The organism is Providencia sp. UF-183 (assembly GCF_058246155.1).
Window position 1 is genome coordinate 1 of record NZ_JBSICD010000021.1, and the last position, 17,782, is coordinate 17,782.

Annotated in this window: 11 protein-coding genes; 8 read left to right on the forward strand and 3 right to left on the reverse strand. The window is 39.6% G+C overall.

The window, feature by feature from the left end:
* The first annotated feature begins 982 nt into the window (after positions 1-982).
* The 4 genes from metA to aceK all read left to right on the forward strand — a co-directional run bounded on the left by metA (position 983) and on the right by aceK (position 7,074).
* Positions 983-1,912, forward strand: a complete 930-nt coding sequence (metA, locus tag AC4IFT_RS17420) for a homoserine O-succinyltransferase MetA (protein WP_490735908.1) — start codon at positions 983-985, stop codon at positions 1,910-1,912.
* Positions 1,913-2,277: 365 nt separating this feature from the next.
* Positions 2,278-3,876, forward strand: a complete 1,599-nt coding sequence (gene aceB, locus AC4IFT_RS17425; protein WP_490752063.1) for a malate synthase A — start codon at positions 2,278-2,280, stop codon at positions 3,874-3,876.
* Between the two features lie 56 nt (positions 3,877-3,932).
* On the forward strand, positions 3,933-5,240 hold the full coding sequence (aceA, locus tag AC4IFT_RS17430) for an isocitrate lyase (protein ID WP_490735912.1): 1,308 nt from the start codon (positions 3,933-3,935) through the stop codon (positions 5,238-5,240).
* A gap of 94 nt (positions 5,241-5,334) precedes the next feature.
* Positions 5,335-7,074, forward strand: coding sequence for a bifunctional isocitrate dehydrogenase kinase/phosphatase (aceK, locus tag AC4IFT_RS17435; RefSeq protein ID WP_490752065.1), 1,740 nt, complete (start codon positions 5,335-5,337; stop codon positions 7,072-7,074).
* Between the two features lie 66 nt (positions 7,075-7,140).
* Here the strand turns inward: aceK and AC4IFT_RS17440 are convergent, their stop codons facing one another.
* Entirely contained in the window at positions 7,141-7,782 is a 642-nt protein-coding gene (locus AC4IFT_RS17440; RefSeq protein WP_490735916.1) for a bifunctional 4-hydroxy-2-oxoglutarate aldolase/2-dehydro-3-deoxy-phosphogluconate aldolase, read from the reverse strand.
* A 27-nt stretch (positions 7,783-7,809) separates the two neighbouring features.
* Positions 7,810-9,660 (reverse strand): phosphogluconate dehydratase, encoded by a 1,851-nt coding sequence (gene edd / locus AC4IFT_RS17445; protein ID WP_490752067.1) that lies wholly within the window; start codon positions 9,658-9,660, stop codon positions 7,810-7,812.
* 295 nt (positions 9,661-9,955) lie between these two features.
* Here edd and AC4IFT_RS17450 point away from each other — a divergent pair, with 295 nt between their 5' ends.
* The 3 genes from AC4IFT_RS17450 (at position 9,956) to AC4IFT_RS17460 (ending at position 12,956) form a co-directional block, all read left to right on the forward strand.
* Positions 9,956-10,774: an N-acetylmuramoyl-L-alanine amidase-like domain-containing protein gene (locus AC4IFT_RS17450; protein WP_490752069.1), complete on the forward strand. Its 819-nt coding sequence runs from the start codon at positions 9,956-9,958 to the stop codon at positions 10,772-10,774.
* Positions 10,775-11,203: 429 nt separating this feature from the next.
* Positions 11,204-11,473, forward strand: a complete 270-nt coding sequence (locus tag AC4IFT_RS17455; protein WP_490735922.1) for a helix-turn-helix domain-containing protein — start codon at positions 11,204-11,206, stop codon at positions 11,471-11,473.
* Between the two features lie 589 nt (positions 11,474-12,062).
* Complete coding sequence (locus AC4IFT_RS17460; protein ID WP_490752071.1) at positions 12,063-12,956, forward strand: N-acetylmuramoyl-L-alanine amidase; 894 nt, start codon at positions 12,063-12,065, stop codon at positions 12,954-12,956.
* 81 nt (positions 12,957-13,037) lie between these two features.
* On the opposite strand, the gene iclR is transcribed toward AC4IFT_RS17460, so the two are convergent.
* Positions 13,038-13,868 carry a glyoxylate bypass operon transcriptional repressor IclR gene (iclR, locus tag AC4IFT_RS17465; RefSeq protein ID WP_490735926.1) on the reverse strand — a complete coding sequence of 277 codons (831 nt, stop codon included), beginning with the start codon at positions 13,866-13,868 and terminating at the stop codon, positions 13,038-13,040.
* Between the two features lie 206 nt (positions 13,869-14,074).
* Here iclR and metH point away from each other — a divergent pair, with 206 nt between their 5' ends.
* A complete protein-coding gene (gene metH, locus AC4IFT_RS17470) occupies positions 14,075-17,758 on the forward strand; it encodes a methionine synthase (RefSeq protein WP_490752073.1) in 3,684 nt (1,227 codons plus the stop codon).
* Positions 17,759-17,782 lie beyond the last annotated feature (24 nt).

The following is a 17,782-nucleotide window of genomic DNA, read 5'->3' on the forward strand; positions in this document are numbered from 1 at the left end:
ACCCTGCCCATTATTTTTTATGGCTGAAAGAGGAAGCGGCTCAAATGCCATAAGTTAATCAATGATCCACTTAGCAATTAACTTATTTATCTAGGGATCTTTTTATCATCATTAATCAATAATCGGCTAAGCAATTATCGGGAGTACTACGATTTTCATCATGTTAGTTCCGATCATAGCCTCTTTTCCTACCCAAAATCGCCCTTTGTCTTTTTAGCGTTGGTAAGGCCTGAAGATGAAGCGATAAAGCCTCTCGTTAGTTAATCATAAGCCAATCAGTAGTTCACTTGGCAATTAACTTATTTATCTAGGGATTTTTTTCATTGTTAATCAATAATCCGCTTGGCAATTAACAGGTGTTTTATCTCTTTTCTTATCGTATCAGTTCTCTTTATTGCGCCTTTTAGCACCTCATTAGGTAAGAGTGGCTGTTAGTTACAAACACTGCTTCTTGATAGAGACACTAATTTATTAATTTCATTCGTGTTGTGTTGACTGTACCTGATTATGAAGCTGATTATCATTCTTTATAGATACTTACAAGTTATCCAACTCATCCTATCTGTCTTACCTATTTCTATTGAAGTATTTGATTTTGGTAGCTTACTTGGACTAATGGATAATTTTTGATTTGGTAGATTTAACGTTTCAATATGGAAATAGAGTTGAGAGATATAAAACATAGTTGCTAAGTTAGGATAAGCCATAGATATAAATTAGAGAAAAGGCGATTGAATTAGTTCTAATTTATATCAAAAATATATAAGTTAAATGTGTATCTATAAAATGATATGAGTAAATAAAAAATATATAAAATCAGTAGATTACATGTGAGTTATATTTGAAAAGGACTCATGGCAAGCGGCTTTGCATGAAATTATTTCAATCACTCTTGAAATACTCGACAAGGTGCGTAACATTGGTTAGATTATTTAGCATTCTAGAAGTCTAAACGTATAAAAGTATAAAAAGGGGATGAACGATGCCAATTCGTTTACCAGACGAGTTACCTGCAGTGAATTTCTTACGAGAAGAAAATGTTTTTGTCATGACAACGACAAGAGCTAGCCTTCAGGAGATCCGTCCCTTGAAAGTATTGATATTGAATTTGATGCCAAAAAAAATAGAAACTGAAAACCAGTTTTTAAGACTTCTATCAAATACGCCTCTACAGGTCGATATCCAACTCTTAAGAATCGACCAAAGAGAATCTAAAAATACACCAACAGAACATTTGAATAATTTTTATTGTGATTTTGAGGATATCAAAGAGCAAAACTTTGATGGCTTAATTGTCACTGGAGCCCCTTTGGGCTTAGTTGAATTTGATGATGTGTGTTATTGGAGCCAAATAGAAAAAGTAATTGCATGGGCTAAAGAGCATGTAACCTCAACACTTTTCGTTTGTTGGGCGGTACAGGCTGCTTTAAAAGTGCTTTATGATTTACCAAAATGGACACGTAAGGAAAAACTTTCGGGTGTTTATCAGCATGATACGTTAGAGCCACATGCATTATTAACTCGAGGATTTGATGCCTCATTTTATGCACCTCATTCACGATATGCTGATTTTCCGGAGGACCTTATCCGTGAGCATACAGACTTAGAAATATTAGCGAGTTCTGAAGAGGCTGGAGCTTATTTATTTGGCTCTAAAGATAAACGTCTCGCCTTTGTTACAGGTCACCCTGAATACGATAAAGATACACTTGCTCAAGAATACTGGCGTGACTTTGATGCAGGACTTTCGCCAGAGATCCCATGTAATTATTTTAAAAATAATGATCCAACTAACCCGCCTTTGATCAGTTGGCGCAGTCATGGGCATCTACTTTTTTCAAATTGGTTGAATTATTATGTGTACCAGATCACACCTTTCGATCTTAGCCACATGGAACCGACACTAGACTAAAAAAGAACCTTTATTTTGCTGATATTTTAATAATCATTGAAGATATGGGGTTTTACTTATTATCTTGGAATTAAATTCCGATTTAAAAATCTTTTTCAGTATAAAAGCAGCTACTCAGTGGCTGCTTTTTTTGTTTTTCAGACAAACTACTTTAACGAAAAAATGTTTAGTAATTGCTTGATTTAACGGCTATTTAACATATTTCATTTTGATAATGAAAATCAAAACTTAAAAAATTGCTTATTAAAAACATATATCTATCATGGTGTTAAGTGGTTATTTTATTAAAATGGAAATCGTTTTTGATTTATTTTTATTTTGATCTTAAGCTTAATTCATAACCCGATATGAATGAGGACTGATCAATGGAACATCAATTATTAGCATCAGATTTAATATTTACTAAAGAAATACCTCATCAAGATTATAGAGTATTACATAATGATTCTATTGAATTTCTTTCTCATTTAGTTGAGTTTTTTTTACCTCGTAGAAATCAATTGCTGCAAGAAAGGTTAGAAAGACAGGCTAAGATTGATGCTGGGGAATTACCGAGTTTTATTTTGGAATCGAATTCCATAAAAAATAGCGATTGGAAAATACAAAACATCCCAGAGGACTTACGTGATCGTCGGGTTGAAATTACTGGCCCTGTTGAACGTAAGATGGTTATTAATGCTTTGAACTCTAACGTTAAAGTTTTTATGGCAGACTTTGAAGATTCTCTTTCCCCTTCTTGGGAAAAGTTAATTGATGGGCAAATCAACTTAAGTGATGCCATTAATGGGGATATTTCTTATACCAATGAAAACGGCAAAGTTTATCAACTGAAATCAGACCCTGCTGTGCTGATTGCCCGTGTTAGAGGTTTACACCTTGACGAAAAGCACGTGTTATTTGGTGGAACACCAATCCCTGGTGGGCTATTTGATTTTGCACTCTATTTTTTCAACAACTACCAAGCCTTGTTAAAAAAAGGCAGTGGCCCTTATTTCTACATTCCAAAATTAGAGTCTTGGCAGGAAGCCAAATGGTGGAGCGATGTATTTAGCACAGCCGAAGATTTTGTAGGATTACCTCGCGGAACAATTAAGGCAACTGTTTTGATTGAAACATTGCCTGCGGTATTCCAAATGGACGAGATTCTTTACCACATGCGCCACCATATTGTTGGCTTAAATTGTGGTCGTTGGGATTATATCTTTAGCTATATCAAAACATTAAAGGAGCACTCTGACCGAGTGTTACCTGACCGCCAGATTGTCACTATGACACAAGAGTTTCTAAGCGCGTATTCTCGTTTATTAATTAAGACATGCCATCATCGTGGTGCATTTGCGATGGGAGGGATGTCTGCATTTATTCCAAGTAAAGATGAAGAAGAAAATCGGACGATTTTAGCCAAGGTAAGGGCTGATAAAGAGCTAGAGGCAAAAAATGGTCATGATGGTTCATGGGTCGCACACCCAGGTTTAGCAAATGTTGTCATGGAGGTTTTCGATAAAGCACTTGGTAAGCGGGCAAATCAACTGGATGTGTCGCGCGACTTTGACTCTGAAATCACAGCTGAACAACTTTTAACACCCTGCTCTGGTGAAAGAACTGAAGCTGGAATGAGAGCAAATATCCGTGTTGCGGTGCAGTATATCGAAGCTTGGATATCAGGTAATGGTTGTGTCCCTATTTATGGGTTAATGGAGGATGCGGCAACGGCTGAAATTTCAAGAACCTCTATATGGCAATGGATAAGACACGGTAAGTCTTTATCAAACGGCGAAAAGGTGACCAAAGTCCTTTTCGAAGAAATGCTAGATGAAGAGCTTCAAGTTATTCAAAAAGAACTGGGCGATAAACGCTTTCAGAGTGGACGCTTTAGGGAGGCTGCAGACTTAATGAGACGTATCACAACCCAAGATGAGCTCATTGAGTTTTTGACTATTCCTGGATACCAATTATTAGACTAACAATAGCAAACATCACATTCGATAAACCCTACATATTCTTATAAAGGAAGTGGATCATGACGACATCGCGCTTAGAGCAAATTGCCCAATTAGAAAATGAATGGAAAAAACCACGTTGGAAAGGCATTACACGCCCATATTCGGCGGAAGAAGTCATTAAGCTACGTGGTTCAGTCAACCTTGAACATACATTAGCACGTAAAGGCGCTGAACGTTTTTGGGATCAGCTACACGGAAAATCCAAAAAGGGTTATGTTAATGCGCTCGGCGCATTAACGGGTGGGCAAGCTTTGCAGCAAGCAAAGGCAGGTATTGAAGCGATTTATTTGTCAGGCTGGCAGGTTGCTGCGGATGCAAATACTGCTTCGAGCATGTATCCGGACCAATCACTTTATCCTGTTGATTCAGTTCCTTCGGTTGTTCAGAAAATTAATAATACCTTTCGCCGAGCTGATCAAATTCAATGGGCAAATGGGATTGGGCCAGATAATAAAGAATACATTGATTTCTTTTTACCTATTGTTGCGGATGCGGAGGCAGGTTTTGGTGGCGTGCTAAACGCCTTTGAATTAATGAAAAATATGATAGAGGCAGGTGCTGCTGCGGTACACTTTGAAGATCAACTTGCGGCGGTAAAAAAATGTGGACATATGGGGGGCAAAGTTTTAGTGCCAACTCAAGAAGCTATCCAAAAATTGGTTGCTGCTCGATTAGCGGCGGATGTGTCTGGTGTGCCGACTATCTTAATTGCTCGTACGGATGCGGATGCTGCTGATCTTCTGACTTCAGATTGTGATGACTATGATGCAGACTTTGTGACGGGAGAGCGTACCTCTGAAGGCTTTTTCCGTACCCATGCTGGTATCGATCAAGCGATCAGCCGTGGCTTGGCCTATGCACCCTACGCTGACCTTGTTTGGTGTGAAACATCGAAACCTGATTTAGAAGCGGCAAGGCAGTTTGCAGATGCAATCCATGCGAAATACCCAGGCAAATTGCTGGCTTATAATTGCTCTCCGTCGTTTAACTGGAAGAAGAATTTAGATGATGCCACGATTGCTCGATTCCAAGATGAACTTGCTGCGATGGGGTATCGCTTCCAGTTTATTACATTAGCGGGTATCCACAGTATGTGGTTTAACATGTTTGACCTCGCTCACTCTTATGCACAAGGCGAGGGTATGCGCCATTATGTAGAAAAAGTTCAGGAGTGTGAATTTGCTGCGATGGATAAGGGGTATACCTTCTCTTCACATCAACAAGAAGTGGGTACGGGGTACTTTGATAAAGTAACAACAGTTATCCAAGGGGGAACTTCTTCAGTAACCGCTTTAACGGGGTCAACAGAAGAAGAACAATTCTAGTCAATATTTCCTTTATTCGGTGTCTCTGTTTATTTGATGTATCGGTTAACTTTCAGGCACGTAAGTGCCTGTTTTTTATTAAATGGGAGCAAATATGATACTGACAACTGAACAGGTCATCGCCCAGACAATCTTGCAGGGGTTTGATGCACAATATGGACGCTTCCTTGAAATAACATCTGGAGCTCAAGAGCGGTTTGAGCAAGCCGATTGGCATGCCATACAATCAGCAATGAAGCAGCGTATTCAACTTTATGACCACCATGTTGGCTTAGTGGTAGCTCAGTTGCAATTTATGGGGTTAGTACAATCATTAACTCCTGATAAATTGGCGTCAATTAAGCATGTTTATAAAACATTACTGCCTGATTATCCGCGGTTTGAAATTGCAGAAAGTTTTTTTAACTCTGTATATTGTCGATTATTTCAGCGTAGAGAACTGACCCAAGATAACTTATTTATCTTCACCTCTCAGCCCATGAGGCGTTTTTCGACGTCCCCGCGGCCTCTCTCGCGAGAATATCAGGTGGAAGGCAATTTAGCGCCTTTACTATTCTCTATTTTAAGTGGGCTACCTTTAAGGTTGCCTTGGAGAGATTTAAATTTTGATATTCAATGCATTATAGAAACTCTGCAATATCGCTTTTTACATATTAATACGCAAAAATGTAGAGTACATATTGCAAATGAACTGTTTTACCGCAATAAGGCAGCTTGGTTGGTAGGCAAAATTTACATTGATGATGAAGTGTACCCTTTTTTATTGCCAATTCATCACGATGATAATCATAAAATATATATTGATACTTGTTTAACTACATTTGATGAGGCGAGCATCGTGTTTGGTTTTGCACGTTCTTATTTTATGGTATATGCCCCTTTTCCCGCCGCATTGGTGTTTTGGTTAAGAGAAATACTACCAAGTAAGTCAATTGCTGAACTTTATATGGCTATCGGGTGCCAAAAACATGGGAAAACTGAATATTATCGGGAGTATTTAGCCTATATTAACTTTGCTAGAGAACAATTTACCATTGCGCCTGGGGTTAAAGGCATGGTGATGTTAGTGTTCACTGCACCTGCTTTTGATCGTGTATTTAAAATCATTAAAGATACATTTGCCCCTCAAAAAAATGTGACAAAAGAAAGAGTCCAAGAGTGTTATCGGATTGTCAAAGAACACGACCGAGTAGGGCGAATGGCAGATACGCAAGAGTTTGAAAACTTTGTGATAAATAAAAGTGCCGTGAGTCACGAATTGATGATGGCGTTATTAAACGAGGCACCATCACAAATTGAGGATCTGGGCGATAAGATATTAATTCGCCATTTATATATGGAAAGAAAGATGGTGCCGCTGAATATCTATATGGATAACGCAAATAGCGAGCAGCTAAATAATGCATTGAATGAATACGGGTGGGCAATTAAACAGTTAGCAGCAGCAAATATTTTTCCGGGTGATATGCTTTTTAAAAACTTCGGAGTGACGCGGCATGGGCGAGTTGTATTTTATGACTATGACGAAATTTGTTATATGACAGAGGTAAATTTTCGCCATATACCAGAGGCGCTGTACCCCGAGCAGGAATTATCTGGGGAGCCTTGGTATAGCATAGGGGAGCATGATGTTTTCCCTGAAGAATTTGCGTCATTTATTTGCCAAAATTCACAGATTCGACATTATTTACAGCAACATCATGGGGATTTATTTTCAGCGGATTATTGGCAAAAACTGCAAAAACGCATTTTGGATGGTTATGTCGAAGATGTTTATGCATACCGTGAAGAATTACGTTTCTGTCACCAATTTAATGGGGTGGCGTTGTGTTAACTTATTAAATTATAAAGGTAACTTAAGTGGGTTAATGGCTCGGTTATCGCCGAGCCGCTAACGATTTTAAGCTTTTGCGCCTTGCACTGCTTCTTGAGCTAACTGTGTGATCTTTTCGTAGTTACCCGAATTTAGCGCATCTTCAGGCACTAGCCATGATCCACCAATACAAAGTACGCTATCTAGCGCCAGATATTCACGATAGTTAGCTAATGATATTCCACCCGTAGGGCAGAATTTCACTTGCGAAAATGGGCCTGCAATCGCTTTTAATGCCTTCACGCCACCATTCGCTTCTGCGGGGAAAAACTTGAATTCTTTCAAGCCATAATTCATACCAAGCATCAATTCAGATACAGTCGAAATACCTGGAATTAAAGGAATATTTCCTTGAACTGCGGCAGCTAATAGTTCGTCGGTCAATCCTGGGCTGATAGCAAATTGAGCGCCAGCTTGGGAAACTTCCGTAAGCTGTTTTGCATTAATGACTGTACCAGCTCCGACAATGGCTTCTGGAACTTCTTGGGCAATTAAACGGATTGCATCAATTGCACACTCAGTTCTTAAAGTCACCTCTAACACTTTGATACCACCTTCAACGAGGGCTTTTGCTAGAGGCACGGCTTGTTCTAGTTTTTTGACAACAATGACTGGAACCACAGGACTTTGCTTTAGAACGGTTTCAGCTGTCATTTTCCAATTCTTCATATTTTATTCCCATTCAATAAAAATAGTTTAGAAATCAATGCTACAAGCGCCTTGTTCAGCATCCGATAAGTTACGTCTCAGTGCACCAAAAAGCTCTCTTCCACAACCAATGTGCTCGGAACTTAGGTTTGGCTTATAGGACTGGCGTTGGGAGAGTTCTTTGTCATCAACAAGGAGTTGCAATTCGCCAGTTATTGCGTCCACTCTGATCATATCGCCACCTTTGACTTTTGAGAGCAGGCCACCATTATAAGCTTCAGGGGTCACGTGGATAGCAGAAGGGACTTTACCTGATGCACCCGATAGTCGGCCATCAGTCACGAGGGCAACTTGATAGCCCTTATCTATTAGTACGCCAAGTGGCGGCATTAGTTTATGGAGTTCTGGCATACCATTAGCAGAGGGCCCTTGAAAACGCACAACAATAATACAATCACGATTTAGTTCACCGGATTCAAATTGTGCGGCAATATCATTTTGATTATCAAAAACCACAGCAGGTGCTTCAATAATTTGGTTTTTTTCAGGAACGGCTGATGTCTTCATCATTGCACGACCTAAGTTACCTGATAATAGCTTAGTTCCACCATGGTGAGAGAATGGTTTTTCTATTGGAGCAATCACTTCAGGATTAAATGAATCTTTAGGGCCTTCTCGCCATTCTAGCTGCCCATCATTTAGCCAAGGCTCTAAGGTATAACGAGAAAGACCAAAGCCTGCGACCGTATTTACATTTTCGTGTAGCAGCCCTTTTTGTAGTAGCTGATAAATGAGCAACGGGACACCGCCTGCGGCTTGGAACTGGTTAATATCTGCTTGCCCATTTGGGTAGATACGGCAAATTAACGGGACGATTGCAGATAGGTCGGAAAAATCATCCCAATTGATGATAATCCCTGCAGCTCGAGCAATTGCAACTAGGTGCATGGTGAGGTTTGTTGAACCACCAGTCGCAAGTAAGGCAACAATTCCATTCACGATGACTTTTTCATCAACCAACTGCCCGATCGGCAAGTATTGGCCTGATTGCTCAGTTAGTCGAGTAATTTGCCGTGCAGCTGCATTGGTTAAAGCATCACGCAGAGGCGTTTCTGGGGGAACAAAGGATGCGCCTGGCAAATGTAAACCCATGACCTCCATAACCATTTGATTCGAATTGGCTGTTCCATAAAAAGTACAGGTTCCAATGCCATGGTATGAGGCTGATTCTGCTTCTAATAATTCGTTTCGGCCTACTTTTCCTTCCACATATAATTGGCGAATACGTACTTTTTCTTTATTGGGCAGCCCTGTAGACATGGGACCTGCGGGAACAAAAATGGCGGGAAGGTGGCCAAATGATAGGGCGCCAAGCATTAATCCTGGAACAATTTTATCGCAAATACCTAAATATAAAGCACCATCAAACATATTATGAGATAAACCAATCGCTGTAGACATTGCAATAACATCACGGCTGAGCATCGATAATTCCATGCCGTCTTGTCCTTGAGTCACACCATCACACATGGCGGGAACTCCAGCCGCAACTTGCCCAATAGAGCCAGCTTCGAGTAAAGCTTTTTTTAATTGCTCAGGGTATTTATCGTATGGACGATGGGCTGACAACATGTCGTTATAGGCGTTAATAATCGCAATATCAGTACGAGTCATGCTTTTTAGTATTTGTTTTTCTTCTGTTTGGCAGGCAGCAAAACCATGAGCAAGATTACCACAAGCTAAGGAAGCACGGTGAACAGTGGTACTACGTGCATATTCAATTCGGTTTAAATAGGCGGCGCGTGTTTTTGCGGATCGCAAAATAATACGTTGAGTGATCTGTGCTAAGCCACTATGGATAGCAGGTGGTGTTGTCATTTCAGAGATCTTTTTGCTCATGATAATTGCTCCAGAAGAGAGAAAAACATCATATTTTCTGCTTCGTTTCAGGGGATTTCTTGATGGACTGACTTTTTTATATTCCTATGCCTTTCTTATGTTACCGGTAACATTGTTGAATGAAATTGCCTAACTTGCAATCGTCAAAATTGAGATTCAGCATTAACTGTGATCTGAATCAAAATTACAATATGGGGTCATCTGTACGGAAAAAATACAAATGACATGCTATAGTGAGGTAAATAAAGCCGTTTTTTGTAGAGTTAATATCATTCTAGGGTCATAGATTTAAAAGATGGATCATAAAAATTGCAGGCATGTTGGAATGCTAAAGTGGATTATTATTAGCGTAATTCTGTTATTTGTACCGATTACTTATGGGAAGGTAGAACTCACCGCTGGTTCATATACTATTTTAATGAATATACTCAGCCAGCAGAGCTTATTTGATAAGCAAGAAGAAAAAACAGAAGTGATCACTCGCTCTTTATTGGGAACACCGTATAACAAACATACATTAAATCATTCTCAACTCTCGGCGGAAACATTAATTATTAATTTAAAATCAATGGATTGTATGACTTTCATTGAATACACAGAGGCTTTTAAACGTTCGAAAAATTACGAACAATTTATCGCTAATTTAACGAAAATTCGCTATACAGATCAAGATATTCAGTTTACAAACAGGCGACATTTTTTTTCTGATTGGGCTCAAAGCCCTAATCCACTTGTGTTGGATATTACAACACAAATCAGCCCCCATGCTGTATCTGTAAATAAAAAACTAAACTTCAAAAATGATACGAGTTTATTTATTTCTGGGTTGCCAATAAAAGATAGATTAATCAGCTATATACCAGTGAGTTATATCGATGATAACCTGATCTTAAATCTAAAAACGGGTGATTATATTGGGGTTTATTCTAAGCACAGTGGGCTAGATGTATCCCATGTTGGCATTGTGATCCGTCAGAATGACACCGTTTTATTTAGGAATGCATCATCACTAAAAGGAAACTTAAAGGTTAGTGATAGTGAGTTGCGCAGTTACTTGAATGGGAAATTAGGCATCGTTGTTTTTAGAACAAATTTTGATAACGGACTAAATTAAAAATAATTTGATTTTTTACTCTGAATATTTAGCCTAAATAAAGGATAATCTGACTTAGATTAGGTTATTTGTAGCGTATTTAGCTTTGTTTTTAAAAACAAAAATAAAAAATAATATAAATTAGAATCTTATTTTTATTAGTTTCTAATTATTACTAGTAACATTTAAAGTGTAAAAGGATATTAAATTATCGATTTGATCAATAAAATATCACAATGTAATTTAATTTTATTGGATTTAAAAAAAACTTTTATAAAGCAATGGATTGCTTTATAAATAATACCAAGGTCTCTTTTTTTTGTATATAAAAAATGCGTTTGCCTATCGATTTGTAATGTTTTGATTGTTCATAACTATTTTAAATGTATCTAATTAATTTTATAATGATTAATACTAGCTAAATTTTATTTTCTTATTTAGGAGATGGTTATGCATATCGTTAACAAGAAAAATATTTATGCATTATTAGGAAATCATTTACGAAAAGCTAGAGTGAGCAAGGGGTTATCTGGGAATGAGCTAGGTTCAATTATTCAGTTAAGCCAGCAACAAGTGTCTCGTTATGAGTTAGGGATTAACAAATTAAGTTTAGATAAATTAATTGAAATTGTCATTTTTTTAGATATTGATATTAATGAAATTACTAAATTGATCATTAAGCAGGTTGAATATGAAAAAAAGGAGTTGATACCGAGTTAAAAACTTTTTATGAGGTTTTAATAAATTTTCATGATTAATCTGCTGTACTAAAAAGTGATTCAACCTACAGGGAACTAATTTTTCATTTATTGCGCTGCCGAATAAAAATAATGGATTATACTTACTATTATAAGTATCGTTATGATGATAAATTCTTAAGAGTGAAAAATATTTAAGTCTATTTTGCACAACTATAATTAATTGAATTAATATTTTTTCAAATGAAAACGATTAATATTTTCTTAATAAATTTTTGTGTTTTTATTTAATTATCTAAGTGGGTATCAATAAGCGCCTATTTGTAAAAGAGCTACGGTAGTTGATGAAAAGCTTTTTTGTTTCATTTTTGAACTAAAAAACGCGTTATAGTATGAAAACTAAGCTTACTTATTTTTTCTGTTACTTATTTTTTCTGTAAAGGATAGGAAGGAATAGGTAAGCTTTAAAAAATAAACCTATGCTAATTTATATTACCTACAATTTTTCTGTTCAGTTCTACTGTAGAAAAGCAGCACGGTTTCTATAGTGTTATCGATAACCTTGTGTTTAAATATGCAACATACTACAGGTAGGATAAGGCTAAGTTTTGATGTTGAAACATATAGGGATATTTCTCATTTTCTTACTTGTTGGGTGTACTGCCCCTACGTCAAATAATGGTTATTACGTCGATAAGCGTTACCCTTCCCAAAATAGCAGTGAACGCATTCAGTATGTTATTTTGCACTATACCGTGTCTGATGATGATCATTCCATTAAAATATTGACGAAAGGTAAGGTCAGTTCCCATTACTTAATTCCTAGCCACCCGGATTATAAAGATGGAAAACCGATTGTATTACAACTTGTTCCTGAAGAATTAAAGGCTTGGCATGCGGGTGATAGCCGTTGGCTTTACCATACTAGCCTGAATGATTCCTCAATAGGAATTGAAATTGTGAATGCGGGTTTCCAAGGCGAGAAAAAAGGGGCTAAAGGCTGGCCTGAGTTTAATGAGTCGCAAATCACCGCTTTAATTCCGCTACTAAAAGATATTATGCAGCGGTATAACATTCCTCCCGAAAATATTATCGGTCACAGTGATATTGCCCCGCTACGTAAGCAAGACCCCGGCAAGGCATTTCCATGGCAACGCCTTTCACAACAAGGTATTGGTGCTTGGCCAGATCCTAAAACTGTCAATAAGTATCTTGCAGGACGTAATGTGAATGAACCTGCAAATATATTGCGTATTCAAAAAGCACTGAAGTTTTATGGGTATTCGGGTATCCCGCTATCAGGTCAGTTGGATGTACAAACGAAAAAAACCTTACGTGCATTTCAATTACACTTCAGGCCGCGGGATATTGAGGGCTTAGCAGATGCAGAAACAGAAGCTATAGCCCTTTCATTGATTGAAAAGTATCGCGATATGTCAAAATTTAAAGTCTTTGAGCGAACAAAGCAGTTAGAACATGCTCCGGCTAACCAGCAAGGGGATTAATTTTTAAATTCCCTTTGTTTTTTATTGTATTACTAATCAAAAGTGCGGGTTTCCCCGCATTTTGTGCTTTTAGAAGCGAACTTACTGGTTTGCGCCATACTCTCGGCTAATTTCTTTCGCTGCTTTAATGACCATCGCCCCTAACTCTGTAATTCGGTCATCAGTGATCCGAGATAATGGCCCAGAGATAGATATCGCGGCAAAAGCCTCTTTGTGTTCATCATAAATACAGGCACCAATACACCTTAAACCCAAGGCATGCTCTTCATCATCATAAGAAAACCCTTGTTTCTTGGCTTGTTGTAAATTTTCTTTTAATGCAGAAGGATTGGTTAAGGTAAAAGGGGTATAAGCATGTAACCCTTTACGGCTTAAAAGTGGGATGAGCTTGTCTTCAGGTAAATTAGCGATAAACGCTTTACCTGCGCCAGAAGCATGTAAAGGGAGTTTGCCTCCAATTGGTGCGGACATACGCATTAATGCATTACATTGTACTTGGTCGACAATAACGGCATCGTACTCAGTGTGGTCAAGAATTGCTAAATTGACGGTTTCACCAGACTCATCCATTAAACGACGTAATATTGGGTGAACTAATGCTAATAAATTACGACTTTCTAAGAAACTACTGCCAATAATAAAGGCATTGGAAGCAATAACCCACAAGCCTAAATCACCCGTTTGGCGTACAAAGCCATGTTGTTCTAAGGTCATTAATAACCGGTGTGTTGTTGAGTTAGGTAAACCCGCTTGCAATGCGAGGTCTGTTAAAGCGATGCCGCCAGTGGATTCAGAAATATATTCCAACAGTGTGAGCCCACGGCTTAATGATTGGACTTGTCCTGCTGCGGTTGCACCACTTGCTGGCCCTTTTGCTTTTTTAAGTTTTTTTGTAATTGGTGCCGTTGCCATTAAGCCTCTCCTGACTGTAATGAAATTTGATTCTATTATGAACTAACTGAGCTGAAAATACTCATCGGATCAGTGAGAAAGTGATCGTTAAATAACCTGAGAAACTCTCATCATAACAGTGAATTTCAAACACAAAAGTTATGGTAGGATGTTAAGTGTAAAAATTTGACTTATTTCTCAGTGTTTCCGATCAGGAGGGCAGTGCAGTGTCCGAAAAAGTGAATCAATTAGAACAAGAATTAAAAAAACGTATATTGGTATTAGATGGTGCGATGGGGACAATGATCCAGCAGCACAAACTCACAGAAGAACAGTTTCGTGGTGAACGTTTTGCGGATTGGCCTAGTGACCTGAAAGGCAACAATGACCTCTTAGTCCTCACACAGCCTGAAATTATTCGAGAAATACATAGTCAATATTTTGAAGCGGGCGCAGATATTGTTGAAACCAACACATTTAACTCCACCTCTATTGCGATGGCGGATTATAAAATGGAAGCGCTTTCCGCAGAAATTAATGAAGTCGCTGCACGTATTGCCCGTGAATGTGCCGATGAATGGACACGTAAAACCCCAGAAAAACCGCGTTATGTTGCTGGGGTGCTAGGGCCGACCAATCGTACCGCATCGATTTCCCCTGATGTGAACGATCCTGCATTTCGTAATATCACGTTTGATCAACTGGTTGACGCTTATCGAGAATCCACACGATCACTCGTGAAAGGCGGGGTTGATCTGATCATGATCGAAACCATTTTCGATACGTTGAATGCTAAAGCCGCCATTTTTGCAGTAGAAACGGAACTTGAAGCGCTCAACGTTTCATTGCCTGTTATGATCTCAGGTACGATAACGGACGCTTCTGGTAGAACGTTGTCTGGGCAAACAACGGAAGCTTTTTATAACTCATTGCGCCATGCACAACCAATATCATTTGGACTGAATTGTGCATTGGGGCCTGATGAATTACGCCAATACATTGCAGAGCTATCACGCATTGCCGAATGTTATGTGAGTGCTCACCCTAATGCAGGGCTGCCAAATGCTTTTGGTGAGTATGACCTCGATGCGCAAAATATGGCGCAGCAAATCCAAGAATGGGCAAAAGCGGGTTTCTTGAATATTGTCGGTGGGTGTTGTGGGACAACGCCGCTGCATATTCGCAAAATGGCAGAGGCTGTTGAAGGGATAGCGCCGCGCCAACGACCTAATTTGCCAGTCGAATGCCGTCTTTCAGGTTTAGAGCCACTGAATATTGGGGCGAAATCGTTGTTTGTGAACGTAGGGGAAAGAACAAACGTTACAGGTTCGGCCAAATTCAAGCGATTGATTAAAGAAGAGAACTACCAAGAAGCTTTAGATGTTGCTCGCCAGCAAGTCGAAAGTGGTGCACAAGTCATTGATATTAACATGGACGAAGGCATGTTGGACTCCCATTCGGCCATGGTACGTTTTCTTAATCTGATCGCGGGGGAGCCTGATATTGCCCGTGTACCAATCATGATCGACTCCTCAAAGTGGGAGGTTATCGAAGCAGGCCTTAAGTGCATACAAGGCAAAGGTATTGTGAACTCCATTTCAATGAAAGAAGGGGTTGAGGCCTTTGTTGAACACGCCAAATTATTGCGCAAATACGGCGCTGCTGTTGTTGTCATGGCATTTGATGAGGTCGGTCAGGCTGATACTCGCGAACGGAAAATTGAAATTTGCCGCCGTGCTTACCAAATTTTGACAGAAGAGGTTGGCTTCCCTCCCGAAGACATTATTTTTGACCCCAATATTTTTGCTGTTGCGACAGGAATTGAAGAACACAATAATTATGCCGTTGATTTTATTGAGGTCTGTAAGGATATTAAAGATCAACTCCCTCATGCGATGATCTCTGGTGGTGTTTCCAACGTTTCTTTTTCGTTTAGAGGAAATGATCCTGTTCGTGAGGCGATCCACGCCGTGTTCCTGTATTACGCGATCCGTAATGGTATGGATATGGGGATCGTCAACGCGGGGCAATTAGCCATTTATGACGACCTGCCTGCACAGTTAAAAGATGCCGTCGAAGATGTAATTTTAAACCGCCGTGATGATAGCACCGAACGTTTGTTGGAACTGGCTGAAAAATATCGCGGTTCAGGTTCAGTTGAGCAACAAGTTCAACAGGCGGAATGGCGCAGTTGGGAGGTGGAAAAACGCTTAGAATATGCCCTAGTAAAAGGCATTACCGAATTTATTATTCCAGATACCGAAGAAACTCGCCAACGTGCATCAAGCCCAATTGAAGTGATTGAAGGGCCATTAATGAACGGCATGAACGTGGTTGGGGACCTATTTGGTGAAGGAAAAATGTTCTTACCACAGGTGGTGAAATCGGCTCGCGTGATGAAACAAGCTGTCGCTTATTTAGAACCGTATATTCAAGAGCTTAAACAATCAGGTAGCAGCTCAGGTAAAGTGTTGTTAGCGACAGTCAAAGGGGATGTTCACGATATAGGTAAAAACATTGTTGGTGTTGTTTTACAGTGTAATAACTATGAAATCATTGACTTAGGTGTGATGGTGCCATGCGAAACCATTTTAAAAACGGCGCGTGAGCAAAATGTCGATATTATCGGTCTGTCTGGTTTGATAACGCCATCCCTTGATGAAATGGTGCACGTAGCAAAAGAGATGGAAAGACAAGGTTTTACGCTGCCATTATTGATTGGTGGTGCGACAACTTCGAAAGCGCACACGGCAGTGAAAATTGAGCCGAATTACAGTGGACCAACTACCTATGTACAGAACGCATCACGCACTGTAGGCGTCGTCGCTGCACTGTTATCTGAAACACAAAAGGTGGATTTCGTGGCGCGTACACGTCGTGAATATGACACAGTACGTTTGCAACATGGTAGAAGACGGCCGAAAACGCCCCCAGTTGCACTGGATATTGCACGTGCAAATGCGGTGAATATTGATTGGCAAGCATACCAGCCACCGGTGCCAAAATTTCTCGGTGTTCAAGAAGTTAGCGCCTCGATAACAACATTACGTGAGTATATCGATTGGACGCCATTTTTCATGACATGGTCTTTAGCGGGTAAATATCCGCGTATTTTAGACGATGAAGTCGTGGGCACTGAAGCACGTAAGTTATTGAATGATGCTAATGAGATGTTAGATAAGCTCGAGGATGAGCGCTTACTGACACCAAAAGGTATTTTTGGCTTATTCCCAGCTAATCGTGTTGGTGATGACGTTGAAGTCTATACTGATGAAACGCGTAAGCATGTGAAAGTGCTGAGTTTGAACCTACGCCAGCAAACCTTAAAGACGGATTTTCCGAACTATTGTTTATCGGATTTCGTGGCGCCAAAAGATAGTGGTAATGCCGATTATATTGGGGCGTTTGCTGTGACTGGTGGCCTCGAAGAGGATGCGCTGGCGGACGAGTACGAAAAACAGCATGATGACTATAATAAAATCATGGTCAAAGCGCTGGCGGATAGGCTAGCAGAAGCCTTTGCAGAATATTTGCACCAGCAAGTGCGCACCCAGTATTGGGGTTATGCAGCAGATGAAAACTTGAGTAATGAAGAGCTGATCCGCGAAAATTACCAAGGTATCCGCCCTGCACCGGGGTATCCAGCTTGCCCTGAGCACACCGAAAAAGAAAAAATTTGGCAGTTGCTAGACGTTGAAAACCAAGTGGGGATGAAGCTGACAAGCTCCTATGCGATGTGGCCAGGAGCCGCGGTATCGGGATGGTATTTTAGTCACCCAGACAGTAAATATTTTGCTGTGGCACAGCTGCAAAAAGACCAAATAGAGGACTATTCGCAGCGTAAAGGGATGTCGGTGACGGAACTGGAACGTTGGTTAGCGCCTAATTTAGGGTATGACCCCGAAGATTGATGAAACAGCGTATTGATTTTTCAG

Excerpts from the sequence above, each read along its gene's own strand:
- AC4IFT_RS17455 (WP_490735922.1), top strand. The coding sequence starts at position 11,204 with ATGCATATCGTTAACAAGAAAAATATTTATGCATTATTAGGAAATCAT.
- iclR (WP_490735926.1), bottom strand. The coding sequence starts at position 13,868 with ATGGCAACGGCACCAATTACAAAAAAACTTAAAAAAGCAAAAGGGCCA.
- AC4IFT_RS17450 (WP_490752069.1), top strand. The coding sequence starts at position 9,956 with ATGGATCATAAAAATTGCAGGCATGTTGGAATGCTAAAGTGGATTATT.
- AC4IFT_RS17460 (WP_490752071.1), top strand. The coding sequence starts at position 12,063 with ATGTTGAAACATATAGGGATATTTCTCATTTTCTTACTTGTTGGGTGT.
- aceK (WP_490752065.1), top strand. The coding sequence starts at position 5,335 with ATGATACTGACAACTGAACAGGTCATCGCCCAGACAATCTTGCAGGGG.
- aceB (WP_490752063.1), top strand. The coding sequence starts at position 2,278 with ATGGAACATCAATTATTAGCATCAGATTTAATATTTACTAAAGAAATA.
- aceA (WP_490735912.1), top strand. The coding sequence starts at position 3,933 with ATGACGACATCGCGCTTAGAGCAAATTGCCCAATTAGAAAATGAATGG.
- AC4IFT_RS17440 (WP_490735916.1), bottom strand. The coding sequence starts at position 7,782 with ATGAAGAATTGGAAAATGACAGCTGAAACCGTTCTAAAGCAAAGTCCT.
- edd (WP_490752067.1), bottom strand. The coding sequence starts at position 9,660 with ATGAGCAAAAAGATCTCTGAAATGACAACACCACCTGCTATCCATAGT.
- metA (WP_490735908.1), top strand. The coding sequence starts at position 983 with ATGCCAATTCGTTTACCAGACGAGTTACCTGCAGTGAATTTCTTACGA.